Raw genomic sequence first — 26396 nt, forward strand, 5'->3', positions numbered from 1 at the left:
TGGACCGCACGATGGCATCCGGCGCGCCAGGCAAAGCCCAGTAATCAAGGCTGCACCCGAAGATCGATCCAGAAATGATGCAGCCTGATCGGCGAAACTTCGAAGCTTCGCCCAAAAGCATGTTCAAGTCGGGTCGTCCCTCCGGCCACCCAGGCACTTGCAGGCGTAAGGTCCGGGAACGACTTGCTGCGACATTCGGTGTTGACGGCGACGAGTATCGCGGGCGGCGTCATGGTCTGCACATATCCGATCATCGCCCCACTTTCCGCACGCTTCGCATAAGCCCAGTCCGGATGCCTGAAGCGCGCAATACCGTGTTCGATGTAGTTTAGATTTAAGACCCAATCAGCTCTCGGCGGATCACCAAGACGCTTGCATTCAACCACGAACTGTTTGCTGCTACGGTGTGGATCGGACTCATATCGATCAAGATAAATCCACTGAAAGTCCGGACGCTTTTGCTCACGGCGCGCACGCGCCCCGTCATCCGGGTCCGGTTGATTGCAGCACTCGGTGATAGGTGCGACTTCATCATCCGGATACAGATCGCGACTGGCAGCGATCAGACAAAAATAGAATTCGCGGTTGAGTTCGATTTCGGACTCAGGGAACGACTCGTGCTGCCGGAAAATAACAAGCGCCCGGGCGATGATGGCCAGGCACTTGGCCTCGCGGGTACGCCACAGCTGATTGGATCGTATGCGCGGGACGCCTGCATGCATCATGCGACATCCGCGGCAGCTTCAGAATTCATCAGGAACGTCAGTGCTGACTCTGCATCTTCAAGCGCTGCCGTACGGCTCCAGAACCGGCGCTCGTTTCGCTTGATGAAAAGGATTTCAGTGTCGCTCACGTAGCGAAAGAAACTGTCCACGAAGATTTTAGACCGAATGATCGGATTTAGCGACACGCGGTCCAGCGTCGCCAGCACCTCGCGCCAATCCTGCGCTCCGTCATCGTTTGATGGCGAGACAGGATCGCTTTTGTAGTGAGCAGTAAAGGAAACGGCAATGAGCGGCGCTCCGGACGGCGGCGACAAAACACGCCAATGGAATTCAGAGTCGGAATCGAGCTCTGCATTCCAAATCTTCAGGAACGTGCGCAGGTAAGATGCCAATCCGTCATCCGCTTGCGTGAGAGTGGCAATGGTCCCAGCATTTTGCTTTGGTCCAAGGACCGTGCGCAGAGCCTTGCTGTTCTCTTTGCGGTAGAACAGGTCGAGCCCCATGTTGCACATCTCACGGATGAGGTCCCTATCACCGGGCGAGAGGTTGTAGAGATCGAACACGGCATCGTCGAGCTGTCGTTCCAGCCCCTGCAATTGAGCGAGAGCTTGGGCCGCACCGAGCGGGAAACTGTCCGGGCCGATATCGAGGCTTTGAAGCTGCGTGACAATCTTGACGATCCGCTCGCGCAGTTCGGTGTTCTCAGGAAACGATATCGGCATGCTTTGAACATGCTCGAGATGAATTTCATCGTGCCAAAAGCCCCACGACCCGATCGTCGTGAAATAGTAATAGCGAGCGAGCGATGACCAGAAGACCGCCGTGATAACAGCCTCCTGCCAAGCTTCTAGTCCCTTCAGTCGGACACCGTGAATTGAGTTCCTGAAGCAGTATTTTTGGGTGTCAAAGCGGGAAGTGATAAATCCGTCGGCTTTGATTCCGCGTCCTACCAGCAAGCGGTGTCCGTTGTAGACCTCTTCCACCCCGCGTCTCTCGACCTTATGAGGCACCGGTAGGAGCTGGTTCGTGTCAGTCGGACCGTAGCGCTCAAGCGCTTGCGGTCGGAGCTCTTTGTAATTTTGAAGCCAGTCAGCGTTCAATTTTCGATTTGCTTCCTGGAACCCACGACCGAACAGAACTTCGGTGCGAGGAAGGTAGTTGGGCAAATCTGCCAGCGTTGGATATCGGTCAATCGCGTGCACCAATCGTTCGTCACGATGGCCACCCCACCAATAAATCTTCCAGAGCCTTTCGTTTTCGAGACAATCGCGTTGCGAAAGCCAGTGCATATCACCCTGGCTTAGGACGACAGCTTGTGTGTTGGCGACCACAGCCGTGCGTTTCGCGGACCAGTACGGGAAACGGACATCCTCGCGTTTCAGATCGACCTTCGTTTTCTCGAAGACGACGGATACGAAGGGAGAAATGCCCTGAGCTTCGCGTTGGACACCCGAGAAAAATATGTGTCTGACATGCGCGAAATTAACGACATGCTTGAGCTTTGCAGATTCCAGCCAGACGCGGCGGAATTGACGGCTATTGTCATGATGCTTGAAGAAGACGCCGGAAGACACGAGTAGTCCGGCTTTGCCGCCGGAGCGCAACAGGGCCAGCGTCAAATGGATAAAAGCTTGCGACAGCTCCTTGTCGCCCAGCGGACGGCCTTCTTTTGCCAGGCACCAAGCCGTCGTAGCCGTCATTGCTTTGCGGCCTTCTTCGTCTTCCTTCTTCGGATAGCCCCACGGTGGATTTCCAACCACGACCGATGCCGACCCACTGCCAAATCGCTTTGTCACCTCGGACGGATATTTGCCCGCGATCACGTCGAAGGAATTGGCATCCAGCAGAATGTCGAAGAACTGGGCATCCGGGTTCTTCTTCTCGCGCTTCTTGCGTTCGGCTTCAGCAACCCATTTAAGATAGGGCAATCTGCGCTCAACGTTGATCTCACGCGGCGATTGATAGTGCAGGAACGCCAGATAGAGGCTGAACGCAGCAATGCGCACTGCCTCCTCATTGATATCCATGCCGGCAATCTGCTCGCGCAGAATCTTACGCAACTGCGGACGGCTGACCCGGCGTCCGGCTTGCTCGGCGCACAGATGCCGGACAATGCGTCTGAACGATTCTACAAGGAAGATTCCCGATCCGCACGCCGGATCGATTACGCGCGGCCTTTGCGCAAGCACATCTGGCGTCAGCGTCTGGGCAAGAACGAACTCGACCAGCGCAGGTGGCGTGTAGTGCGAGCCTTGGTTGCGGTCCTTGCCTTCGCGCTCATTGTAGAACTCTTCGTAGATCGTACTTATCAATTCGATAGGGATGACCTCGAAGCGATAAGCGAAGAAAAAGAGTTCCTGCTGGCTGGTCGTATTGCCAAGCAGGAATCCTCTGAGCTGATCCAGGTGATCCTGCTGAATGCGTTCGCGCTCATCGTCATCAATCGGAAAGGTGTCGCCGTTGAAGTCAATCGCCATCTGGTCGAATAGTGCATATGCGAAATCCTTGCTCTGCAAGACCCTCAGAAAGCGGTTTTCGGCCAATCGAGGCTCGATGGCCGGGGCCGTAGGCGCTTGCGCAAGCAGCCTGACCCACTCCTTGCGGCGAGCGGCCACGTTCTCGAAATAGACAGGCGTGAGAATTTCACGATCTTCGAGATAGCGGATGAAAATGGCTCTTCCAATCAACGAATGTAGATCGCGCAGGGCGGGCTTTTCGAAGCCTCGGCGCGTGGTTACGGCGGTCAGCTGCTGCCGCACGGTTTTGAGGTCACGGATGAGCGCGCGGTCGGACCTGTTCAACGAATTTGAAAAACGCTCCTCGCCGAACAACGCACCCGTCTCGACACGTTCACGATGATACTTCGAGAGCTTAGCTTGTACCTCGGCAATGGATCGCGCCACCGCGATCAGGCGGGATTGGTCATTGATCGATTCATCCGGCTTTGGCGGTGCTTTGGTAAGGTCGAGGACGAGCAGCTCACCCGGACAGGCGAGAAACAGCAGCTGCGGTCTGGACATGCACCAGATGCGTTCATAGAACGCCCGCAAGGCCTTAGGCGTTGTATCCGCTGTCTTAGCGAACACTACCACCGGTTCGCGGTCGACAAAGAAAACCTTCTCCGCGCCAACCTGTGCGGCCAGCGTTTGCCAATCACCTTTATCGACCCACTCTCGCAACGCGGAGAGCTGCGGTTCGGCAGTGGCGGGCAGCAATGCACCTTGGTCGAAACCAAGCTGCTCGTAAGCAGCCGCGAGTAGGTCTGCTGGGGCGGCTTTTTCGATTGCAGGGGCCACTTGTTAAAACCCGCAGGCCGCACGCGCCCTTTGGACGACTGGAGCGTATCGCTGAAATCTGCGCTCAGTCATTTCTGGCCTTCAAAGCGGCAAACGCTTCGTACAGAAGCTGGTTCAATTTCTTATTGTGCTGAGCTGCGTAGGTTTTGAATTCACGGCGGAAATCGAGGGGCACCTTGAAATTGAGGGGCGTGCTACCGGACGACGGAGCCTCGCTGCGTTTCGACCTGAGCTGCTCGCCGGGTTGATCCAAGCTCACCTGCGCCTTTGCCATCGAGTGCCCCTTTCCTCAAATCGGCACGCTAGGACGAAATCCGACTCACGTCGCCAGAATAGAACGAAAGCACGAAAACACGCAATCACTCTTAACCGCGTTGCTCGTGCTGCCAAGTGGATGGGTGCGGGTGAGTGAGTTCCCGCGCGATCCAGGGGCGCCGACAAGAGCGCGGTTCCCGAAGCTCCACGCCATCCCTATTCTTGCGGAAGGACAGGGGTTTGGCATACCAACCCGGTGATTGAACAGAGGAAACCAACAGGCTATTCTTGCCTGATGACCTTTTTCGAAGAACTACAAGAACACGGATACCTATTCTTGGAGGGTTTCTATGCTGATCATGAACACCTAGATGCAGTCTCGGTGATCGGAAAACCGCAGGCTCTAGGTTCCGGTCTTGCTTTGCATGTTTTGACTCCGACAGATCCCAATCGAGCCACGCCCAACACTTATAGTGGAATGTTCGGTCGTGGGATTTTTCCATTTCATACCGACCTCGCTCATTGGCGTCGGCCACCACGCTATATGCTGCTACGCTGTGACATTGGGTTTGAGGATGTTCCCACTCTTGTAGTCGATGGAAGGGAAGTTGTAGCCAAGGCGGGTCGCGACCTTATCTCACGAGCGCTTGTTCAACCCAGGCGACCAATCAGGGGTAAATTGCCCTTGCTGAAGTTAATGCAGAGCATCGATGATCACGATCTAATCCGCTGGGATGAGATTTTTATAAAGCCCGCCAGCGACAATGGGAAGGCTGGCATGACAGCATTTAAAACAGCTTTAGAGATGTGCCGCCCGAAGGCCATTTGCCTGGTTAGCCGCGGCGACACGCTCGTTCTGGATAACTGGCGCATGTTGCACGCCCGTGCGCCAGTAGGAAATGAACACGCATCGCGGCGCATCCTCCGCTCCTACTTGGAGGACCTGCATTGAAGAAGACACTTGAACCAGCTGAAACTCCCGCCAACTGGGATGCTGAAGCGCTCTTTTCAAAGGCTCAGCGATACGTAGAGAAAATGCAGGCGGAAGAGAGCACGACTTGGGAACACGCACTGTGGTCAAGCCTTGCTCTCGAATTCCTGGCGCGAGCGGCCCTCGCCAACGTTAGCCCCGCTCTTTTGGCGGACGTCAGCGAGAGAAACTGGAGTAGTCTGTTTCACTCCTTGGGCTTCAGTCCGAAGGACAAGCAATTTTCCGCAAAATCCATTACGACGTCGGCAGTTTTGCAGAGGCTGGGCGAAATTCTCCCTGAGTTTGACAGCGAGGTTGAAAAACTCTGCAAGTCGCAAGTCGCCCAACGAAACAAGGAGCTGCATTCTGGAGACACGCCCTTTGACGGTCTCTCCGCCGCATCATGGCACGCCGGTTTCTACAAGGCGGCCAAGATTCTATTGGCCTCAATGGGTGTCGAGCTCAAGGAGCTACTCGGTGCCGAGATGGCAGCTACCGCTGAGAAGATTATTGCCGCAGCGGCTGACGAGAAGGCGAAGGCAGTAAAAGGTGATGTGGCTAAACATGCGAAGGCATGGGGAGACAAAGACAAAGAAGAGCGGGAGAAGCTATCACGCGCGGCGGAAGTGTGGGCAACCAAGCAGGCAGGACATCGTGTAGCGTGTCCGGCGTGCGGCTCACAAGCATTGGTTTATGGAGAACCGATCGCGGCTCCTACACAGGAATTGAAGGACGATACGATCATCGAAAAGCAGGAATACTTGCCCGCTCAGTTTGAATGTATCGCATGCGAGCTAAAGGTAGGCGGGTACTCGAAGCTGAGCGTGATCGGCTTGGGTGATCGGTTCATACACACTGAATTCCATGATGCTGCGGACTACTACGCACCGCAGGATGAACATTATGGATACGAAGAAGACAACAACGAAAGATTCTAGCCCGGTTCAATCCAAGCGGTGAATAGCGCGGGTCAGCGTCAACAGGTGATTTTGGTGGAGGATCCGGACCGTGCGAATGGCGGACATGCGGCGCAAAGCAGTCGTTCATGAGGCCTGGCGGGAACGACCGATAGGTCACGATTTGCCCTTGAAGTTTCCGTCCGGAGCGAGAGTTGAAGGGCGTCGGAAATGCTCTCTACGCTGGCCGACTGATGCCCAGCGCCGCCTCACTTTTCGATAAACGGTGGGGCGGCCAAGACTCAGTTGCCTTGCAGCTTCAGCCGGCGACCCTTGAGCGTTGATCAGTTTGATCGCGACCTGGATGTTCGTACTGATCGGCCTTCATCACGATTGGCGTGACCTCTCGAAATGCAGACATGACGCAGGACAGCCCAAGCATTACGTTTCCCTGGACAGGTTTGAGGAGGTCACCGTGAGAACTCATGACAGCGTCATTAGAGGATGGGAGTTCTTGGCCGAGGACGAGGCGATTGACGCTGCGATCGACAAATACGGCAAAGGCCCAACGACGTCGGTCGCGTATTGTGCGTTCGAGGCGCTTGGCGATCGAGGTGGACCCGAGTATCGGTTTTGGTTCGACCTGTTTCTAAAGCTCGCAAAATCGGATCACGTGGGTTGGGCGTAGGGCTCAGCATGCGTCGCCACTAACCCCTGGCCCGCGCCACTGATGGAATACGAACTTGGAAGCGTGGATCCGCCGAAGCGCACCCATCGCGGGTATGAAGCTGATCAGCTAGGGCACTCCCTGTCGCGATTAATTAGCAAGAGTAGCAGCCCGTATAAGGAACCAGCTGTCGTGACCGAAGGCGCCGCGCCTGTTTCCACAGGGCGCGGCCCACAGCCGAGCCAGGGTTATTCCTGAAAGAGGGGGAAAGGCGGCTCTGCCCCCTCTCCCCTGCAAGGCGAAAATCGGTCTCCCCGTCCTTCCTCCGCGCGGCCAGGGCCGCGCTCCGTGCAGGATCGACGCGGATCCGCATGCGCGGATCGGCGCCGACCCTCGGCTTCGCCTTCGGGCGGGTGATCCCCCTCCGATTTGTCCCCTTGCCCCCCTCTCCCCCGCTGTTCCGCACGAGCTCGGGAGCAGGAGCGGGGCTCCTGCCCCTTCGGGCAGGATTTCCGCTTCGCGGGAAAAGGGAAAACAGGAGAGAAAACCCATGACCGAGACAATCACCATCCCCCTAAACAAGCTGGATTTGGACCCGAAGAACGTCCGCAAAACCTACAGCGCCGAGGGTATCGCAGCGCTGGCAGCGAGCATCAGGGCCGATGGCTACAGGCTGTTGCAAAACCTTGTCGTCAGGAAGGGCGACAAGAAGGGCCGCTATTTCGTGACCGCTGGCGGGCGACGCCGCGCGGCGCTCAATCTGCTGGCCGAAAAGGGAGAGATCGCGAAGGATTTCCCCGTCGAATGCAAGGAGCGAGCGGCAGAAGACGCTAAGGCGACCAGTCTTGCCGAAAACGTCCTGCGCGAGGATATGCATCCGGTCGACCAGTACGAGGCGTTCCGCGATCTGGCGGACGAAGGCAAGTCGGTCCCCGATATTGCCGCACGGTTCGGCACGACCGAGACGATTGTGCGCCGCCGCCTTGCCCTTGGTCGCGTGTCACCGCGCCTCTTGGAGGCTTACCGCAACGAGGATATGACGTTTGAGCAGCTTTCGGCCTTCACGATCAGCGACGATCACGAGGCGCAGGTCCGGGTATGGGATGAACTGCCCTCGTGGAACCGCTACGCACCAGCCATTCGTTCCGCACTTGCTGGCGAGAGCCTTCGGGCAAGCGACAAGCGGGTCAAATTCCTTGGCGGGCTGGACGCCTACGAGGCAGCAGGCGGAACCGTCAAGCGCGACCTGTTCGATGACAAGGAAGGCGGTTTTGCGGTCGATGTCTTGAAGCTGGATGCCCTTGTCGCAGCCAAGCTTGAAAGCGCAGCCAAGGCCGTGAAGGCGGAGGGCTGGAAATGGGTCGGGATCATGCCCGATGTATCTTATGACACCTTCCAAGCCTACGGACGGCGCTATCCCGAACAGGTGCCGTTGTCCGAGGCCGAACAAGCCGAACTTGACCAGCTCACCGCAGAATATGACGAGCTGGCGGAGTTGATCGAGGCCGAGGCCGCCGATGAAGGGGCTGACGCGAAGATCGAGGAAATCGACAAGCGGATCACCGCGCTGCAGGATCGCGCAGAAGTCTATGCGCCGGAAGTTTTCGAGATCAGCGGCGCGATCGTCACGCTGACGAACTACGGCGATGTGCGAATCGAGCGTGGTCTTGTGCTGCCCGAGGATGGCCGGGATGAGGAGGCCGATGGCGACGACAAGGGCGGCAACGGCGTTGAAAAACCACAGGAAGTGGGACAGCCGAGGGTGACGCATTCGGCGGCGCTCATAGAGGACCTGACCGCTCAAAAGACGGCGGCGCTACGGGTCGAACTCGCGAACAATCACGATATAGCCTTGGCCGCCGTGGTTCACGCGATGCTGTTGAGTGTGGTCTATGATTACTGCTCGAACGTAGATAGCGCGCTGCAAATCAGGCTGACACATGAGCATATCGAAACCGGGATGAAGCGGCGCGACGCCTGCCGAGCCGTGGCGGAGTTTGAAAGCCTTCGCCAGACATGGGGCGATCATATCCCCGGCAACCCTGCCGATCTGTGGGAATGGTGCTTGCAACAGAACCGCGACGAACTGTTGTCGCTTCTGGCTTTTGCGGCGGCTCATTCCGTCAACGCGGTGCGGAAACCTCACTGCCATGACAGGAAAGGCGCTTTCGAGCACGCAGACCGGCTTGGACAGGCTCTTGCGGTGAACATGACGAAATGGTTCGAGCCGACCGGCGATAGCTATTTCTCGCATATCAACCGCCAGAGCATCGAGGCCGTCATTCGTGAAGTGAAGGGCGCTCAGGCCGGGCTTGCCGTTAAGGCGGCGGGCAAGAAGTCGGAAGCCGTTACCATTGCAGAGCGGATGGTCACGGATAGCGGCTGGCTTCCTGAGCCTGTGCGGATTTCCGTTCCTGCTGCCGAGACGAAGCGCGACGACGCCGATTTCGATGAAGAAATACCCCATCCCGTAGCGGCTGAATAATCATCAGCCGCTTGCCGGTCGCGCTTTCTCCGGCGCGATCGGACCGCGCCTGCCTGCTGCAAGCTTAATGAATGAATGCCTATGTCGAGAACCCGCACATGTCGACATCAGGACCCGCTTACCGTGGCGCTTGAAGCCTTCGACCTTCCGGGAACGTTCATCGACGGCCGCTGATGCGATCGGGGCCGGATCGACCGGCCCCGATCGCATTGAGGGGAGGCTCCCTCCCCTCAAACTCCCCTTCCCGCCCCAGAAAAACCGGCTTGGAAACCAGGCCGGTTTTGCTGCATTCATATATCCGAGAAGGTATAGCAGATAAAGCGCGCGCCGGAGAGTGTCTGGCTATGAAGTGCCTGAAAGCCTTGGGAGAGTGTTTTGTTTGCTACCGGTGGTAGCGCAATTGTTGCGCCAAAATGGATATTCGAGTTATGGTTCTGCAAATCACCGGAATCATGGTTCCGAGTCACGCGAACTAGCGCCTACGACGGAGAAGACGAACCGACCAGAAAAAGAAAACCGCCCCCGAAACGAATCCCGGAAGCGGTTTGCGAATAATCAATTTAGCCAAAATCTTTTTTGCAAACCTCCCTTCCTCTGTCAACCTGAAAAACACCGTTTCGGTGAACGGGATTGTTTTGTCTGGTCTCCACGACAAAGGAGACGAGAATGGGAGAACCTATGCCACCGAAGCGGCCCATCGGCCGCCGAATGACACCGCAACGCGCCGAATATCGGCGACTGGCGCAGTCCGCCGAGATCGGAGCGGTGACGCGCGGTCAGCTCGCCGTGCTCGCGCACAACCTGCCCTGCACAGGCTTGATCAACGCGACCGAAAGCCATCTTCTGGTCACGCTGATCAACACTGCGCCGGGCGAGGCCTTCGAGAAAGCCGGGAGGGCGATCATCTTCAAGTCCAACCAGCAGCTCGCCTTCGAAATCAATCGTTCGGTCGGCCGGGTGAGCCGGATGCTGTCGAACCTCTTCGACACCGGCCTTGTCACCATGCAGGATAGTGGCAACTACAAGCGCTATCCGGTGCGCAGTGCCAGCGGCTCGATTGTCGATGGTTGCGGTATCGACCTGCGTATTCTTATCGTCCGCTACCGCGAACTCGACGATCTGGTGCGACAGGCGAAGGCGGAGAAGGCGACCGCCCGCGCGGCGTTGCGGCGCTATCGTGGCGCCCTGCGCAATCTCCGGTACGCTTTGGCGACCGTTACCGACCTTTCAGAGCGCGCCCGAGCACGGCAAGAGGCGCGCCTTGAACGGGTCGTTGCCCTGGTCGGCACAGCCGCAAAAGCCTCGAGCGACGTGTTGCGCCGCGCAACGGCGCTTGTCGAGTGGTTCATCGAACGGGTCTTGCAGCTTCCACGTCGCCCGCAAGTCGCATCGGAAGCGAAAGAGTCGACATGCACGTATGCCGAAAACGACATGCACAAACAGACTACAACCCCTGATCCCATTGTAAATAGTAATGAGAATCGGCGTTCGGCTGCCGCCGAACAACTCAATCTGTTAGAGGCTGGCTCCGCCAGCCAATGGGCTTATGAAACAAGCCTGGGGCGAGGTTCATACCAAGTCAACCAGCCGAAGCGCCTGCCGCATGTTGTTGTGGCGTTGCAGGACGTTTTAAGGGCGGTACCGGCGTTGAGAACTTACGGGTTTGCCCTGCCCCGGACCTGGGCAGATTTGGCTCGGCTCGTGCCCCAAATGTGCTGTATTACCGGCATTTCCGACGATGCACGGCGCTGCGCTGTCGCCCAAATGGGCGAGCAGCAGGCGGCCGTTGCAATTGCGGTGACGTTGCAGAAATTCGACCGGCAGGAAGTTTCGTCGCCGGGCGGCTACTTACGGGCGATGACGGATCGCGCCGCGGCCGGCGAGCTTCATCTTGCCCGCTCAGTTTTCGGGCTTGCGGCCCGCAATCTTATGGAGACGATAAATTGATGTATCTCGTGCGTTATTTTCTCGCGGCCGTTGTTTGCGTCGGCGTCGGCGGGCCGATGCCGATCCGGCTATCTGGTCTGGCACGGCCCGCGTGATCGATGGAGACACGATCAGCGTGCGCCAGCAGCGCATTCGGATCGCGGCGATCGACGCTTGCGAACTCGACCAGACAGGCCTTCGCGACGAGGAGGTCTGGCAATGCGGCCTTGCAGGTCGGGCCTTCCTTCGGCGACTGATCGCTGGGAAACACGTCCGTTGCCGGATCATCGACCGCGATCAATATCGGCGCCTGGTCGGACAGTGTTTCTACGATGAAACCGATATCGGCCTGGCAATGGTCAGCGCCGGCCTTGCCGAATCCATGCTCCGATATCTGCCGTCGTCCCATGCGATCAACCTGGTCGAGTATGGCGAGGCCGAGAACAGCGCCCGAGACAGAAGGCTTGGCATCTGGTCTGCCGAGATCGAAAGTCCGCATGTCTACCGGCGCGGCAAGTCGTCCCCGAAGCCTTAACCAGACATAGCCAACTTGGCGCTACAAATTGGCAGAAGCAATGAACCAATTTGCTTCTTGATTCTTGCGGTTAGCGGTAAAAAGTGGTTGCCAGGACGAGATTTGTAAATAAATATGGCATCGTTTTTGTCGCCCTAGGCCGTGCGCGAACCGGTACCATATAGCCAATGATGTTCATACCTCACCCCTCCAAGGCGGTTGCTTTTGACGCTCGTTCGCACGCCGACGCGGTTTGCGCAAAGCCGAACTCCGCAAAAATTTCCCCGCCTGCAGCTTCCTCGCGCAGCAAATTTTTCCGGCCTCCCGGCTTCCTCCGCTGTGCTTCGGCCTGCGGTGCGCACCACTTTCCGCCGTGCCCGTGAACGATCATTGCAACCACCAAAGAGGAGTGACTGACATGTCCACCACCAACTTCATCCAGTTCGACACCGACGACCTGGACGCCGCCAAGGGCAACGGCCTTGTCTCCACCATCGATCGCGACCTGGACATCCACGTTGTCCCGTTCAACTCGAGCAACGAGAAAGCCCCGACGCATCGCGTCTATGCCAAGTCACCGCGCGGGTATGACATCGAGGTCGGCGGCATCTGGAAGAAGACCAGCGAGGCGAAAAAGCCCTACTATACGCTTTCGATCAAGCGCCTCGGCTTCAACGCCAATCTCGGCCGCTACCCCGGCCAGGACGATCCCACCCTACAGGCGATCATCGAATGGGATCCCCGGGATTGATTGACGTGGAGCGCCCGGCTTCGAGCCGGGCGCATCCCTCACAAGGCCGATAAATGCCGCAAACCGCTCGATTTTCGGCGGTTTTTCTGCTAGTGTTTATCGCCATTGGAGATCTGCGGATGAATATCCATTCGACCCGTCCGGACCGCTCGCCGGAAGCCGTCGCCCGGCGCCGCAAGGCGACGGATCAGGCCCGTGCGGCCAATATCCGGCAGGGCTACACCCACGATCCGGTGCTGGAGGAAGCAACGGCGGCCTACGTCGCCGGCGACATCACCCGCGAAGAGTATCGCCTGCGTGTCGTGCGGCCGGCGAAACGGGCATAGCCGAAACACCAACTGTCAAAGGCGAAAGGCCGCCTGCCCTACGCAGGCGGTTTTTTGTTGGCCCCGCCGATGTCCGAGAGCCCTGCCAAAGGTTCCTATTTCTACCCGAACACGTCGGACGATCCCGATCGTGCCGATGTGCTGCGCAACAGGTTCGGCATCGAGACTCATTCCGAGTTGCGGATCGAAGAATACCGCGCCACGGCCTTCCGCATGGCGGAAATTGCCGAAGGCGATGGCCCGCAAGGAAAATTCGACAAGGCGCATATTAAGGCAATTCACAACCACATCTTTCAGGATGTCTACGAATGGGCCGGCCGCACGCGCAACGAAAGCCCGATCGTCGACGGGCGGCGCGTAGAGCCAATCGGTGGGCTCTCCAAAGGCGGCACCGCATTCCTGCACGGCTCCCGCATCGAGCTGGGGCTCGACGAGGCGTTGAGGGCTATCCGTGATCCCGATGTCTTACGCGGCTCGACGCCAGAGCAGTTCGCCGAGCGTGCGGGCCAGGTCATGGCCGAGCTCAATTATGTACATCCCTTTCGCGAGGGCAACGGACGCACCCAGGAGGCGTTCATCGCCGAGCTTGGCCGTCACTACGGCCATGAGGTCGATTTCACGATCATCTCCAAACCGCGCATGATCGAGGCCTCGATCCAAACCACGAACGACCCGTCAAGTGCGGCCATGAAACATGTGCTCGAGGACGCGGTAGACCCGAACCGCCGCCAAGCCCTTCGCTCCGCATATTCCGATCTTGAGGCGCGCGGCGAGAATCCGTTTGAACACAACATTCGCACAGCCCGCCCAGGCGAAGAAGTGACCGGCCAGGTGCTCGGGCACGACGACCGTGTCGCCAGCATCGTCTCGGACGAACGTATCATCGCCGTCGATCGCGCGGACCTCCCGGAGCGACTGCCCGATGATGAAGCGGAAATCACCTTCACCGCCCGATCCAACTTTTCCCGCCTTGGCCGTGAGCCACAGGCCATCGAGGCGCCCGTGCAGGCCGAAAGAGCCGAAGCGACCCTGCAAGGCACGCCGCCTGCCGACCTGGCCATCGAGACGGATATCGCGGCGCAGCGAGCGCGTGAGCGCGATAGCGATGACCGCGAACGGTGACAGCGTCCGCAGGCGGCAAGTTGCTCAGCGACCGTAGTTGACCGCCGGCGCGTTCGATGCGGCCGGCCGTCTCCATCCGTTGGGTGATTTGACGGACAAGCTACGACAGCCCCTCCCCCATGCAACCGCTGGCGCGGTCCTCCTCTCCGTTGCGGCCCTACGGGTGCATGGGCTCGTTTCGGCTATCTCCGGTCTTTGCCGTCAACCAACGGATGGAGACGGTCATGCAGAGCATCAAGGACACCTACCAGCGCATCACGGACACCATTGTCGAGCAGCTTGAAGCCGGTACCAAGCCGTGGATCCGCCCGTGGCGCGGCAATGCCCGCCGCAACGCGATCATTCCGCGGCGCGCTACCGGCGAAGCCTACCGCGGAATCAACGTCATCATGCTGTGGGTCGCGGGCCAGACGTTCGGCTATGAGGAAAACACCTGGATGACCTACCGGCAGGCCCAGGATTTCGGCGGTCAGGTCCGCAAGGGCGAAAAAGGAACCCTTGTCGTCAAGTACGGCACGTTCACTCCGAAGGATCACGAAGACGACGAAGACCGCGCGATTCCGTATCTGAAGGGCTACCCCGTCTTCAATATTGAGCAGATCGAGAACATGCCGGATCGGTTCTTCAGCCCGGTCGAGGAGTTGCCGGGCAATCCGGTTCCGCACATCGAGACCGTCGAGAGCTTCGTCCAGAACACCGGCGCAAGCGTCAACTACGGTGGCACCAAAGCTTGCTACCGGCCCAGCATCGACGACATCCTTATGCCGGACCGCGGGCGTTTCGACAGCGAGGTTCACCTTTACTCGACTTTGCTGCACGAGGTTTCGCATTGGTCAGGCGCAAAGCATCGCCTGGACCGCGATCTGACGGGCAGGTTCGGCAGTGAAGGCTATGCCGTCGAGGAGCTCGTTGCGGAGCTCGCAGCATCGTTCCTGTGTGCCGACCTGGGCGTGGCCCATGATCCGCGTGACAACACAGCCGCCTATCTGGCGAACTGGCTCGAGGTCCTTAAGAATGACAAGAGGGCCATCATCACGGCCGCTGCCAAGGCGCAGGCCGTCGCTGAGTATCTCACCGCCCTGCAGCCGGGCGCCGCACAGGGAACCGCCTAAGAAGAAGCGGTTATCCGAATGGCGGCGGGGGACTTCGGCGCTGTTCCGAATCCTTCGTCGTTTCACGTGACTTGCATTTGGTTGTCCGCGGACAACCACTGCTCGGTCTGAAGGTGTTCTCCTGCATTCGCTGTGAGTTGTCCGCGGACAACTAAGCTCGAAACGGCATCAGGGTTAAGCGTTTGTAAATTCGTAACGAATCGGGTCTTATTGTAACTGCGCAGTTTATCGCATCTTAGCATTAATTGCGCAGTTCGAGGGCTCAGGATGTTACAGACTTCCATTCAAAGCGGTGTACAGGAGCATCTGCCGTCCATGTTGTCGGCGGATTCGCTCGAACTGTCACGTCAGTTGCAGTTGCACCAGCAGAAGATTTTTCCTCCGAATTCTCAGAAGGCGATTCGTAATTTCAGCCCGGCCGAGGCCTCCTACTACATAGGCATCGGATAGGCGTTGGTGCGCGGATATGAAATCGAACGCATTTCGATCATTAATGTAGTTGGTTATGCCTGCGTGACTTGACGCCGGATAGACTCCGGGCGTGCCCATGCCAGCATGCGGTTGAGAACGATGCAACCGATGGCAACCTCGGTCTGTTGAGCCGGAAGAGAGCGTGCTCGCAGGCGCCGTCCGATCAGCCCCTTGTATCGTCCGATGGCTGTTTCGCTCAGCGCCCGCTTGCCGTAGCCGGTGGCTGCCTGCCATTTCAGCCGACCGTCGCTTGCGATTGCGGCAATGTGCTTGTCCCTTTGACCAGGCGGTCCGGTATCACGGCTTTCCACCGCCGTGGAACGCGGTGGAATGACGATGTTGGCGGTTGCGCTGTGCTGCAGGATAGACCGATAGGTTGGCTTGCCGTCATAGGCTCCGTCGGCTGTGAACTGGTCGATCTCGCCGTCGATCTGATCGAGCAGCGGTGCCACCTGGGAAGGATCATCCGCGTCCTGATCTGTCAGCCTTTGGGCAATGATCGCGCCACTTTTGGCATCCACTGCCAGATGCAGCTTGCGCCAGTTGCGACGTGATCTGGCGCCATGTTTCTGCTCCAGCCATTGCCCGGCGCCGTAGACTTTCAATCCCGTGCTATCGACAAGCACATGCAGCGGGCCGTCCGGCAGCGGCGGGTTTCGTCGGGCTGATGGCTCCCATTTGTGTGCCCGACGGCTCAGCGTCGTATGATCTGGAACTGGGACTTTCAGCCCCATGAGATCCAGCAGCGAGTGGAGCAATCCCTCGGTCTGGTGCAGCCGCATTGCGAAGACGCAACCCAGCGTCAGCGCTGTCTCAATGGCGAGATCGGAATACCGGGCTTGGCCGCCGCGGGTCTTGCGTCGCGGAGCGCGCCATCCCGCAAGTGCCTCCGGCCTTACCCATAAGGTCAGGCTACCACGCCGGCGCAGACCTGCTTCGTAGTCACGCCAATTCGTCACCCTGAATTTCATCTTTCCCACGTGATGACGACGATCTGCGTTGTGTTTGTACGGCATGGCACTCGCATCAAGCTGATTTTGATCCTGCCTGCCTATCGCCAAACCGTTGACAAAGGATCCATGCACCAACGCTATGCACCAACGCTCCACTAATGCTTACACGAGAGCGTCAGAAGACACAGCCGACCACGTCGGCGCTGGTATCAGTACCGTGGAAGCCAAAAAAATCAACAAAATCAACGAAAATGCTTTCCGCGCAGAGGTCTCATAAGTTCTACCAAGATCCATTATTCCTGTTCACCGGGAAAAGTACCTGCCGAATTTCATCAATCTCTGCGGGACTCTGGCAAATTCTAATTTGTTGTCCGACTCTTGCCGTTTTTGGCATCGGATCGACACCGATCTCCGTGCGGAGCGCCTTCTTCCACTTCTCATAGAATATTATTGCACTGGCTCGTTGTTCGTTCAGAAAAAGCAGGGCAATTAGAATCTGAATGAACAATTCATGGAATGGGTCAAACATCAATACTTTTCGACAAATAGAAATAGCGTCAGAATAGGCAGACACTGAGGCATACCGTTCTAAGGCGATGCTAGATAGTGTTACAAAGCAGCTGTGAATACGGTCGCGTTCTGCAACAAAGTGCTCGCAACCCTCTTTCTCCAGAAATTGTCCATGATACAAGTCGATCGCTGATCTCATGGAATTTAGGCATGGAATTTGAGAGAGTTCGATCTGATTTCCGACTTGATTTGCTGTGTTGGCGAGAACACAAGAGTCGACCTCAAGCCATGGCTGAGGTTCGAGGACAATGTCCGAGCCAATAGACCGGAGGTTTTGCCCCCGGTTGCTTGACGGATCGAGACAAAGAATTTGTCTCAAACGCCAAAGGGCGGAGTTAAGGGCGGCCCGTGACCTCTCGGGATCGAGTTCTGGCCAGCAGAGATCCGCAATTCGCTCCCGGCGGTAGATTCGTCCCGGGAAGGCAAAAAGCAGTGCGGCCATCCTCTGGCCGCTTCGCCCCAAATCAGAGCGAATACGGCGGTCGTCTACCGATATCCCAAATTCGCCGAGTAGAGTAATGCGCATTGTGGTCCGATCTCTTTTTGTTTGTTCGGAATTGTTCCTTTCATGATTCACAACGAGAAAGGGGCGTGAAGGAGCTGCCTCTCAACGCTGCGCGTTCACCGAGCGCTTCACTCCATGATTGCTTCGTTTCCCGGACAATGTTGCCCACCTGCTGGAGGCTGACGGCCGCCTGAACGAAAGGCCTCCTCGGACCCCGCCTAACGAGAAGCGAAGCGTCGATCCCAAGCAAGCGGCGAACGTTTTTGAGGGCTTCGTCATTAACCTGAATGTAAGCCACAACGCAGGTGTCGCCGTCGATATCCCGCGCGAGACCGAGCGGCGTGACCTGCCATTTGAGAACTCGGTGGTGCGACATGAAAGACGTTTCCTGGATGCCTCCGACCGCCGAGATCCCTTCTTCGAGAGCAAATTCCATTACTGCGCAACACAACTTGGCCAGAGTGCCGCGGCGAGATGCGCTGCGCTTAGCAGGGACAACATAGGTCCGGGTCCATTCCGCCCAATCAGGCCGGCTGGGAACTCCAGTGCGCTCGCACATCTGTGGAAAAATCCTAGAAACCAGATGCGGCTGACTAGTGGGTATCAGCCTGGCCGACGTGACTACGTCGCCATCCTCCAGTCCAAGGATGTAGGTCGCCGCGTCCGTATCGAACTCGTCGATCTCCCGACCATCTGGGCTTTCTGGGCGCCAGTTCTTTTGTCTGACGAAAATATCATGTCGTCGGCGCAGGAATTGTTCGAATTCTAACTCATAGAGATGCCTGTTGTCGCTCGTAACAACGTGCGCTTGTATCATCGCCGCTCTCCTGCCTGTTCGCAATAGAACGTTACGCATCAAACCCCAGTCGTCACCCGCGGGAAGTACGGGATTGACAGTTCTAACAGGCTGTTGAAGAATTCAGGCTCTTTCGCAAACGAAGCCTGAATCGTCGGCGTTGTGGATGTAGAAGTGGCCGACGAGGCGGCCTGCAGTGCCAAAGACAGCCCAGCCGCGGCCAGAGGCTGGGTCTTTCTCATCATGCCCCTCCCACGAGAATTCCGCGCATGCTGAGCCATCGCGGGTGCCATATCGGACATCGAGGAAGCCCTTGAGTGCGCCGAAGGCGATCTCGCCATCCGCCGAGCCTTTGAATGTCAGATGCGCTTCCTCGACGAGATCGAGGGAGTCGTTATCCCAAACATCCATCTCGACGATGCGCCAGCGGCCGGCAAAGGCCTTGGCGAAGCCGGGAACCTTGGCCATCAGCCGGTCTCCGCCATGAGCTTTGGCAGTCGCACCAGATTGTAGGCAGCGGCTGCGAAGGTGAAGGCCCATCCGACACGGTCGCGGCCGCGGAACCTCGTCTTGTGCTGGCCGGCCACGACCTTGATCGTAAGCGCGTAGGCATCCCCACGTAGCGTGCAGGCGGTTGATCGCTCATTTTCAGCATGAATCATGCGGAGAATCCTGTGAGCGACAGTATGAGCCATCATCGAACATTCGAGATTTTGACGGCGGAGCCTGTGCCGTCCCGACGCAAGCCGCGCCATCGGTCGGACGAAGAGAAGGCACGGCTTGTCGCCGAAGCCTTCTCGCCAGGGGGTAATGTGTCGGCAGTTGCGCGTTCCGAGGGGCTGGACCCCTCGCAGCTCTATGCATGGCGCCGCAAGGCGCTTTCGTCGGGCATGGTTGCGCCACTGACGGAGGGAGCGAGCAAGCCGGCGAAGTTCACGGGCTTTGAAGCAATGGGCAGCGACATGGTGGAAATCGTCATTGGCGATGCCGTGGTGCGCGCCGGCGGCGATGTTGATCCCGATCGCCTGGCGAGAATCATCCGCGCGGTTCGCAAGGCATGATCGCTTCCGGTGTGGTGGTTTACGTGTCGTGCCAGCCTGTCGACTTCCGCAAGGGCGCGGCATCTTTGATGGCGCTGGTCAGGGATGGCGGCCTGGACCCGTTCTCGGGGGCGCTTCACGTGTTCCGCTCGAAGCGTGCGGACCGGGTTCGCATCGTGTGGTGGGACGGCAGCGGGGTTTGTCTTTATTCGAAGACTCTGGAAGATCACAGCTTCTGCTGGTCTGCGATATCGGCCGCGCGCATGCGTCTCGACCACGCCCAGCTGATGGCGCTTCTGGCCGGGTTAGACTGGAAAAAGATCCGTCCGGCCAGGGTCAGGCGGCCGTTATCGACGGGCTGAAACCGGCCTGCGGCAAGATGAATCATGCGGCTGGAACGGTTGGGAAAGCGGCTGTTTTTGTGCTCTGTTGCTTGCCATGGTTCTACCGGGTCTTGCTCTTCCCGACGACGTTGATGCGCTGAAGGCGATGATCCTTTCCATGGCTCGCGAGCAGGCTGCGAGTCAGGCCCGGATCGCAGTCGCCGAAGCTCGGATCGCAGCATCCGAGGCGGAGGTCGCCCGGCTGAAGGCCGTCGAGAGGAGCGCCAACGAGCGGATCGCCAATCTCACGTCGATCCTGAAAGTTTTACAGCGCACACAACATGGCACGCGTTCCGAGCGGCTACGCCTGGCCATCGACGACGAGCAGGCCTCCTTTGCCTTCGAAGAGGTCGAGACCGGCCTTTCTGAAATCCGGAGCGAACTCGACCGCGCGGTCGGAAACAAGCCGAAGCGCGCCCCGCGTCCGCGCAAGGGTTTTGCTGCCCACCTCGAACGCATCGAGGAAGTTATCGAGCCGGAAATCCCTGGCGACTGCGAGGGGCTGGAAAAGGTTCTGATCGGTGAGGACCGATCCGAGCGGCTGGACGTCGTGCCGCCGAAGTTCCGGGTCATCGTCACGCGCCGTCCCAAATACGCTTTCCGGGGCCGTGACGGCGTGGTCCAGGCTCTGGCGTCGGCGCACATCGTTGAAAGCGGCCTGCCGACGGAGCGGCTGCTCGCCTACATCGCCGTGTCGAAATACGCCGACGGCCTTCCGCTTTACCGGCAGGAGACGATCTATCTGCGCGACGGTGTCGAGATCAGCCGGTCGCTGATGGCGCAGTGGATGGGGCATCTGGGCTTCGAGTTGCAGATGCTCGCCGATTACATCCTCGAGCGCGTCAAGGAGGGCGAAAGGGTCTTCGCCGACGAGACGACCTTGCCCACCCTTGCCCCCGGTTCCGGGAAAACCACGAAAGCCTGGCTATGGGCCTACGCACGGGATGATCGACCCTATGGCGGAACCAGTCCGCCAATGGTTGCCTATCGTTTTGAGGACAGCAGAGGCGCAGATTGCGTGGCGCGCCACCTCGCCGGGTTCAGCGGTATCCTGCAAGTGGATGGCTACTCGGCCTATACCAACCTGGTCAAGGCACGGGCCAAAGCCGGCAGCAATGAATCAATCCGGCTCGCCGGGTGCTGGGCTCACCTGCGGCGCAAATTCTACGACCTGCATATTAGCGGGATCTCGCAGGCCGCGACGGTAACGATCATCGCCATGACCGAATTGTGGAAGGTCGAGGACGAGGTTCGCGGCAAGGATGCCGGAAGCCGCGCCGCGCTCCGTCAGGAAAAATCCGTGGCCATGGTCGCGAGCCTCTTCGATCTATGGGAAGCGGAACTGGGGAAGGTCTCCGGAAAATCCAAGACCGCCGAGGCGATCCGCTACGCGCTCACCCGGCGGGAGGCGCTGGAACGCTTTCTGATGGACGGTCGCATCGAAATCGACTCCAATATCGTCGAGCGTGCAATCAGGCCCCAGACGATCACGCGAAAGAATAGTCTATTCGCCGGCAGCCAAGGCGGTGGACGAACCTGGGCGACGGTAGCCACCTTGCTGCAAACCTGCAAAATGAACAGCGTCGATCCGCTCGACTGGCTCTCGCAGACCTTGACCCGCATCGCTCAAGGATGGCCGGCATCCGAGATCGAAATGCTCATGCCTTGGAACTTTAGGCCTGACGTTATCGGCTGACCGCTTACGATCAATCGGGCGCTGCTGTCGAATGCCCCCGTCCACATCCCGGAATTGCGACAGAGCCCCTCATGTTCCTTCAAAAATTCCGATGATCTGCTCTTCAGAAAGGCGGCTACGTTTCATGTCCTGGTCCTCTCGATGGGCCAGAACGAACGTCAACCGGATTAGATCAGCGGGGCAAGGTCACCGCACGTCGGCCGTGAATACGCCAACCCGATTACATTGTTGGAAATAAGTAACTCGAGCGAAAACGTGCAATTTGCCTTCGACACGTACCCTAATCGCGCAGAGATATCAATTTCCACGTCCTGGAATTCGATGAAATGATTGTACAGTGGAAAAAGCGCCTTATATACCGCCTCCTTCAAAACGAAGAGGTCCCGCCGCTTGAGCAGATGTAGATCGTACATGCGTTGCTCGTTAGGGGTGGCAATCAATTCGATCAGGTTCTCCGGCAGTGGCTCATTAGGCTCAATGTCGATGCCGAGAGCCGCAATCCTTTTCGTCCCTGCAATGGCGGCGGCTGCTACGATATCGTGGTGCGCCAAAGATCCGACGACGCCGGGTGGCCAGATCGGAACACCAGAGCGCGTCTTTAAGATCGGCAGTGGTGGGAATCCCAGTTGGCCAAGGAGTGTTCTGGCGACTACTCTTGCAGCACCGCTTTGGCGGCGAACTTTGGTAACAGCGCGTCCCAACGAGGTAACTTCGGAAGCGTACAAGGTGGAGTCGTCGGCCGGTTGTATTGGACGGATGCCGACGAGGATGTTCTGTTGATCAATGGTGATAGTCTCCATTCTATCTGGTCCCTTTGAGCTTTTCGAATGAGAAGCTCAGCCAATGCAGCTTGGCCTTGGAGTTGATCGACTCGGGCGTCGATAAGCAGCGGCGGCGGACCGCATACAAAGTGCTTCCTATCTTTGGATCACCAAGCCAGGGCTTTCCGACATTTGGGGTATTGTCGGACTCTCGAGAATGAACCTGGGCGGAGTGCCAGAACCTTCCGAGCAGTTCGTTGGGGATCTTTTTCGGTTCTGTCGCAAAACTTTTCGGAAAGGTCATTTGCTGAATGATGCTTGCTCTTTTTTCCGGGAGTTTGTCATGTTCAAAGGCCGCCATTTTGATCGATCCGTGATCCTGCTGTGCGTTCGCTGGTATCTTGCCTACAATCTCAGCCTGCGCGATCTGGAAGAGATGATGGCCGAGCGCGGCATTCACGTCGACCATTCCACTGTCCACCGCTGGGTCGTGCACTTCTCGCTTGAGCTGCTGGACCGATTCAACCGGCGCAAGCGGAACGTCACTGGAAAATGGCACATGGACGAAACCTACATCAAGGTTCGAGGCCAATGGATGTATCTCTATCGTGCTATCGACAGCCTCGGCGATACGGTCGAATTCTTTTTCAGCGAGAACCGTGACCTGCCGGCGGCCAAAAGCTTCTTACGGAAGGCGCTGCAGCGCCATGGCAGGCCGGAACGTATCGCCATCGACGGCAGCCAGACCAATCACGAGGCCATCCGACCTTGCGATCTTGAATCGCCTGCGGCATCGATCGCGACGAGCACTGAAGTCGATCAGCATCCGCAAGAGCCAGTATTTCAACAACCGCATCGAACAGGATCATAGGCGCATCAAGGGCCGCGTCCGGTCCATGCTCGGCTTCAAGTCAACCACAACCGCCGAAACTATCCTCTCGGGCATCGAGATGGTTCATATGATGCGCAAACGACAGGCCAGGTTTGCCAACAATCCCACGCCCTCATTGCCAAGCAGTTCGAAATGCTCGCCGCATGAGCGCCGCGTGACGCTCAACCTGCCCTTGCGACCTCAGCTGGAGTTTGCGACGGAACCAGTTTTCTTAACTCCATCGTCGCAGCGTACGACCCCTTGCCACAGACCATCTTTGCCGATCAGGCGGGCCAGGAATTCCTGGAATTAACGTCACTTAAGCAAATGCAATGCCAACTCAAAAAAGTGTCGTATTATCCGCATCTTGGACGTGCGGCTCGGTTCTATCTGTTTGCTTCGACGCAATTTGTCAGATATTCGACAATGGAGCAGCCAAGGGGGCAATTCGGCGATACGGCAGGAAGTGATCAAGCCGCTCTTCGATGACCTGCACGAGTGTGGGTGCTCCGCGAGCGCGGTGCCGTCGCCCCAGATCGTAGCGCGATTGTCGAGACGGCGACCTTCCCCGACTTGCCGTGCACCACCTCATTGCGTGAACAAATCGCGCGGCTTGTCCGCTACAGCGGGGAGAATCGCGACTGATGCACCGGACCTAGAGGCCAAGACGCGCGGAAAACCGTGAGGACGACATCACTGCGATGCGGTCGGGCAGACAAAGCCGTCCGACCAAATGGAAGAAGACCAGCGCCAGGTGCCCCCGTGGACAAGGTACTGACTTTGGGTCTCGGGTTGCCTTAAGGAATCAGACCGCTTTGCGTACCTTCGAGGTCTTCTCAAAGGCATCCTTGATTGGCTTGGACATGTCCTCGCTAGCTCTCAACATCAATGCCTGGAGGGCCTTGGACTGTTGGGCGGACTTCTCGATCTGTTTGCGCAGGAATACGGTCTGCAGTTCGAGAAACTCGGACGGCGACTTCACGGCGACCAGGGCTTCGGGATCTGTTGCAAGCTCTTCGGTAATGAAATCGAGGGCATGGAGGCTCTTCAGTTTCCGAGGAGCTTGTCATGTTCAAGGGCCGTCATTTCGACCAGTCGGTGATCCTGCTGTGCGTGCGCTAGTACCTGGCCTACAATCTCAGCCTGCGCAATCTGGAAGAGATGATGGCCGAACGCGGCCTGAGCGTCGATCATTCCACAGTGCATCGCTGGGTCGTCCGCTTCTCGCCGCAACTGCTGGAGCGCTTCAACCGGCGCAGCGGACCGTCACCGGCAAGTGGCATATGGACGAGACGTACATCAAGGTTCGCGGGCAATGGATGTATCTCTACCGTGCAATCGATAGCGTCGGCGACACGGTAGAGTTCTTCTTCAGCGAACATCGTGACCTGGTGGCTGCCAAACGCTTTCTGCGCAAGGCGTTTCAGCGTCATGGCCGCCCCGAGCGCATCGTCATCGACCGCAGCCAAACCAATCGCGAGGCGATCCGTTCCTGTGACGCGGAAAGCCGGCTGCGGGATCGCTCGCGGCGGCAGCTCAAGCCGATCCGGATCTGAAAGAGCCAGTATCTCAACAACCGGATCGAACAGGATCACCGGCGCATCAAGCGCCGCATCCGCTGCATGCTCGGCTTCAAGTCTCATGCGAGCGCCCCCATCATCCTTGTCCGGCATCGAGATGATCCACATGATGCGCAAGCGACAGGCAAGTATGCCTACAATCCCAGTCCGTCGATCGCCGAGCAGTTCGCCATCCTCGCTGCCTCAACGCCGACTGCAACGGACCAGGCGATCAAGGAAAGGTGCATCATGAAGCATTCGCGAACCCAACCCTCGCCGATGCCATCCTGGACCGCCTCGTTCACAACGCCTATCGCATCGAACTCTCCGGCGAAAGCATGCGCAAACACAGGGTCCTGCCAGTCGCAGACGCAACTGCCGCTTGACCGGAAACGACTTCGTCGACAAATATCAAAAATGACCCTGAGGCGCTCTAAGCCGTCCGGCTTCGCCTCGGAATCGCGTCCGGTATTTAATCGGAATAAGCGTCCGGTTTCGTTTCGGAATCACTGTCCGGTTTCATTGGAATACGCAGCATGAGGGCCGCCTGACGCTCAACCTGCCTTGGCGACCTCAGCTGGAGTTTGCGACGGAACCCCCCGGTGTTCTACGTGAATTGATTAATGCCATCGAAATGGCTCGAGCCAAAACCCGACGGTTTTCTGGAATGGTCACCATGGTCAGGTGGTCGCCAGGAATCGGCACGGTATAAATAGGCGCCGCACTTAAGATCCGGTCCCACCCCCGCATGGGCGAAGTTGCGTTTGGATCTATTGAACTCTTGGCGCGTGCGCCACGAAGGGGGCGAATTTCAGTGGCATAAAACTGATGTATTCCAACTGGCAGGGAAGGAGGTTGGTACCGCTGCAGCGCCCCGTGGAACCGAGCGATTTTTTCATACATTATCACTTCGTCTCGGAGATCGCCTTTTGAAGGGATCGCTCCAATTTGCTGCGCCTTTTCAAGCAGCTGAGCAATCGAGCTTTGTTCAGCGAAGCGTTCAAGCTCTGCGAAGCACTCATCTTCCAACGATTCGAGGCGTTCCAGAACCAGTTCGTTGACCACCTGGATGGGCGATATGCTCGAGCCATTTGCAGGTAGCGTAACATCGATGAACGCCATGAATGAAACAGCTTCGCGTAGCCTCAACAGGTGCTGCGCAATTGCGTAAGCCAAGATCCCGCCTGATGAGTATCCCGCGAGGCGATAAGCCCCCAACGGCTGGATCTCTTTCATCACTTCGATTGCCTGCGCGGCTATTTCTTCGAGAGTTGGTGGATAAAGTTCATCGAAATCCGGCCATGGCAGCGCATAGACAGGACAGTCTATGTCCATTTCGCTCGCCAATTTGACGGCATAGGAACAGTCTCCCAACCCTGTCGGAAAAAAGAAGAGCGGCAACTGCGATCCCGCCGGACGAATGGAAATCACTCCCGGATTACTTGGTTGTGGTTCCCAATTGAGCTTCGATGCAAGCTCCTTCAGAATGGGTGTCCGGAAGAGATCGCTGGCGCTAAACTTCAGCCCGAGGTTTGAAGCTCGACTTAGCAGCTGCACGGCCAACAGCGAGTGGCCGCCGAGCTCGAAGAAGTTGTCGTGGCGCCCGATGCGCTCGAGGCCGAGCAGCTCTTGCCAGATCCCGGCCAGCAGCGTCTCGACCGCGCCCTGCGGCGCTTCATAGGCGGTGCGCGCATAGGCCTCGTCGTCGGGGGCCGGCAGCGCCTGGCGGTCGAGCTTGCCGTTCGG

24 protein-coding genes and 5 pseudogenes are annotated in these 26396 nt (G+C 58.0%); 17 read left to right on the forward strand and 12 right to left on the reverse strand.

The features are described from left to right. Positions 1-44: 44 nt before the first annotated feature. The 3 genes from NKH03_RS17920 to NKH03_RS17930 all read right to left on the reverse strand — a co-directional run bounded on the left by NKH03_RS17920 (position 45) and on the right by NKH03_RS17930 (position 4295). Positions 45-725: a hypothetical protein gene (locus NKH03_RS17920; protein ID WP_352608090.1), complete on the reverse strand. Its 681-nt coding sequence runs from the start codon at positions 723-725 to the stop codon at positions 45-47. Further along, positions 722-4021 carry an Eco57I restriction-modification methylase domain-containing protein gene (locus NKH03_RS17925; RefSeq protein WP_352969554.1) on the reverse strand — a complete coding sequence of 1100 codons (3300 nt, stop codon included), beginning with the start codon at positions 4019-4021 and terminating at the stop codon, positions 722-724. The genes NKH03_RS17920 and NKH03_RS17925 overlap by 4 nt, the downstream gene beginning before the upstream one ends. Positions 4022-4085: 64 nt before the next feature. Next, entirely contained in the window at positions 4086-4295 is a 210-nt protein-coding gene (locus NKH03_RS17930) for a hypothetical protein (protein ID WP_352608094.1), read from the reverse strand. A gap of 276 nt (positions 4296-4571) precedes the next feature. Between NKH03_RS17930 and NKH03_RS17935 the strand changes: the two genes are divergently transcribed. The 11 genes and pseudogenes from NKH03_RS17935 to NKH03_RS17985 all read left to right on the forward strand — a co-directional run. Continuing rightward, complete coding sequence (locus NKH03_RS17935) at positions 4572-5228, forward strand: Fe(II)-2OG oxygenase family protein (protein ID WP_352608096.1); 657 nt, start codon at positions 4572-4574, stop codon at positions 5226-5228. Continuing rightward, positions 5225-6184, forward strand: a complete 960-nt coding sequence (locus tag NKH03_RS17940; protein WP_352608098.1) for a hypothetical protein — start codon at positions 5225-5227, stop codon at positions 6182-6184. The genes NKH03_RS17935 and NKH03_RS17940 overlap by 4 nt, the downstream gene beginning before the upstream one ends. 454 nt (positions 6185-6638) lie before the next feature. Then, the gene (locus NKH03_RS17945; RefSeq protein WP_502899639.1) at positions 6639-6830 is read left to right on the forward strand and encodes a Y4oE-related protein; all 192 of its coding nucleotides are present in this window, start codon (positions 6639-6641) and stop codon (positions 6828-6830) included. Between the two features lie 529 nt (positions 6831-7359). Then, positions 7360-9294 (forward strand): ParB/RepB/Spo0J family partition protein, encoded by a 1935-nt coding sequence (locus tag NKH03_RS17950; RefSeq protein WP_352608102.1) that lies wholly within the window; start codon positions 7360-7362, stop codon positions 9292-9294. Between the two features lie 666 nt (positions 9295-9960). Then, positions 9961-11241 (forward strand): plasmid replication protein RepC, encoded by a 1281-nt coding sequence (gene repC / locus NKH03_RS17955; protein WP_352969557.1) that lies wholly within the window; start codon positions 9961-9963, stop codon positions 11239-11241. Between the two features lie 34 nt (positions 11242-11275). Next, the gene (locus NKH03_RS17960; RefSeq protein WP_352969559.1) at positions 11276-11755 is read left to right on the forward strand and encodes a thermonuclease family protein; all 480 of its coding nucleotides are present in this window, start codon (positions 11276-11278) and stop codon (positions 11753-11755) included. Positions 11756-12152: 397 nt separating this feature from the next. Then, positions 12153-12485, forward strand: a complete 333-nt coding sequence (locus NKH03_RS17965; protein ID WP_352608108.1) for a DUF736 family protein — start codon at positions 12153-12155, stop codon at positions 12483-12485. A 119-nt stretch (positions 12486-12604) separates the two neighbouring features. Continuing rightward, positions 12605-12811 carry an antitoxin VbhA family protein gene (locus NKH03_RS17970; RefSeq protein ID WP_107652809.1) on the forward strand — a complete coding sequence of 69 codons (207 nt, stop codon included), beginning with the start codon at positions 12605-12607 and terminating at the stop codon, positions 12809-12811. Between the two features lie 69 nt (positions 12812-12880). Further along, positions 12881-13933, forward strand: coding sequence for a Fic/DOC family protein (locus NKH03_RS17975; protein WP_352608111.1), 1053 nt, complete (start codon positions 12881-12883; stop codon positions 13931-13933). Between the two features lie 224 nt (positions 13934-14157). Then, positions 14158-15045: an ArdC family protein gene (locus tag NKH03_RS17980; protein WP_352608113.1), complete on the forward strand. Its 888-nt coding sequence runs from the start codon at positions 14158-14160 to the stop codon at positions 15043-15045. A 267-nt stretch (positions 15046-15312) separates the two neighbouring features. Beyond that, positions 15313-15492 (forward strand): annotated as a pseudogene (locus NKH03_RS17985) (plasmid partitioning protein RepA); the annotation flags it as partial. 56 nt (positions 15493-15548) lie between these two features. Here the strand turns inward: NKH03_RS17985 and NKH03_RS17990 are convergent. From NKH03_RS17990 to NKH03_RS18010, 5 genes and pseudogenes are all read right to left on the reverse strand, one after another. After that, entirely contained in the window at positions 15549-16532 is a 984-nt protein-coding gene (locus NKH03_RS17990) for an IS5 family transposase (protein WP_352969561.1), read from the reverse strand. 217 nt (positions 16533-16749) lie between these two features. Further along, complete coding sequence (locus NKH03_RS17995; RefSeq protein ID WP_352969563.1) at positions 16750-17565, reverse strand: AfsR/SARP family transcriptional regulator; 816 nt, start codon at positions 17563-17565, stop codon at positions 16750-16752. A 40-nt stretch (positions 17566-17605) separates the two neighbouring features. Next, entirely contained in the window at positions 17606-18361 is a 756-nt protein-coding gene (locus tag NKH03_RS18000; protein ID WP_352608220.1) for an acyl-homoserine-lactone synthase, read from the reverse strand. A 102-nt stretch (positions 18362-18463) separates the two neighbouring features. Further along, the gene (locus NKH03_RS18005; protein WP_352608222.1) at positions 18464-18808 is read right to left on the reverse strand and encodes a hypothetical protein; all 345 of its coding nucleotides are present in this window, start codon (positions 18806-18808) and stop codon (positions 18464-18466) included. Beyond that, positions 18808-18936 (reverse strand): annotated as a pseudogene (locus NKH03_RS18010) (IS5/IS1182 family transposase); the annotation flags it as partial. The pseudogene NKH03_RS18010 and the gene NKH03_RS18005, both read right to left, overlap by 1 nt. Before the next feature lie 78 nt (positions 18937-19014). Here NKH03_RS18010 and NKH03_RS18015 point away from each other — a divergent pair. From NKH03_RS18015 to tnpC, 3 genes are all read left to right on the forward strand, one after another. Then, on the forward strand, positions 19015-19401 hold the full coding sequence (locus tag NKH03_RS18015; protein ID WP_352969565.1) for a transposase: 387 nt from the start codon (positions 19015-19017) through the stop codon (positions 19399-19401). Continuing rightward, positions 19398-19742: an IS66 family insertion sequence element accessory protein TnpB gene (gene tnpB, locus NKH03_RS18020; protein ID WP_023693549.1), complete on the forward strand. Its 345-nt coding sequence runs from the start codon at positions 19398-19400 to the stop codon at positions 19740-19742. Before NKH03_RS18015 ends, tnpB begins: the two co-directional genes overlap by 4 nt. A 76-nt stretch (positions 19743-19818) precedes the next feature. Then, entirely contained in the window at positions 19819-21459 is a 1641-nt protein-coding gene (gene tnpC, locus NKH03_RS18025; protein ID WP_352969567.1) for an IS66 family transposase, read from the forward strand. A 167-nt stretch (positions 21460-21626) separates the two neighbouring features. Here tnpC and NKH03_RS18030 read toward each other — a convergent pair whose 3' ends face one another. After that, complete coding sequence (locus NKH03_RS18030) at positions 21627-22259, reverse strand: 4'-phosphopantetheinyl transferase family protein (protein WP_352608226.1); 633 nt, start codon at positions 22257-22259, stop codon at positions 21627-21629. 1 nt (position 22260) lies between these two features. Beyond that, positions 22261-22581, reverse strand: a complete 321-nt coding sequence (locus NKH03_RS18035) for a hypothetical protein (protein WP_352608232.1) — start codon at positions 22579-22581, stop codon at positions 22261-22263. On the opposite strand from NKH03_RS18035, the pseudogene NKH03_RS18040 reads away from it, so the two are divergent. Further along, positions 22564-23259, forward strand: a pseudogene (locus NKH03_RS18040) (IS6 family transposase). The gene NKH03_RS18035 and the pseudogene NKH03_RS18040 overlap by 18 nt on opposite strands. Before the next feature lie 637 nt (positions 23260-23896). Here the strand turns inward: NKH03_RS18040 and NKH03_RS18045 are convergent. Then, positions 23897-24142, reverse strand: coding sequence for a phasin family protein (locus tag NKH03_RS18045; RefSeq protein ID WP_352608230.1), 246 nt, complete (start codon positions 24140-24142; stop codon positions 23897-23899). Positions 24143-24216: 74 nt separating this feature from the next. Between NKH03_RS18045 and NKH03_RS18050 the strand changes: the two are divergent. Beyond that, positions 24217-24854, forward strand: a pseudogene (locus NKH03_RS18050) (IS6 family transposase); the annotation flags it as partial. 44 nt (positions 24855-24898) lie between these two features. Further along, positions 24899-25036 (forward strand): annotated as a pseudogene (locus NKH03_RS18055) (ATP-binding protein); the annotation flags it as partial. A 187-nt stretch (positions 25037-25223) separates the two neighbouring features. On the opposite strand, the gene NKH03_RS18060 reads toward NKH03_RS18055, so the two are convergent. Beyond that, positions 25224-26396, reverse strand: a 1173-nt coding sequence (locus NKH03_RS18060) for a thioesterase domain-containing protein (protein WP_352969569.1), incomplete at its 5' end; no start/stop codon positions are given.

Origin of the sequence: Mesorhizobium sp. M1406 (assembly GCF_040317555.1) — a bacterium.
GTDB lineage: Bacteria > Pseudomonadota > Alphaproteobacteria > Rhizobiales > Rhizobiaceae > Mesorhizobium.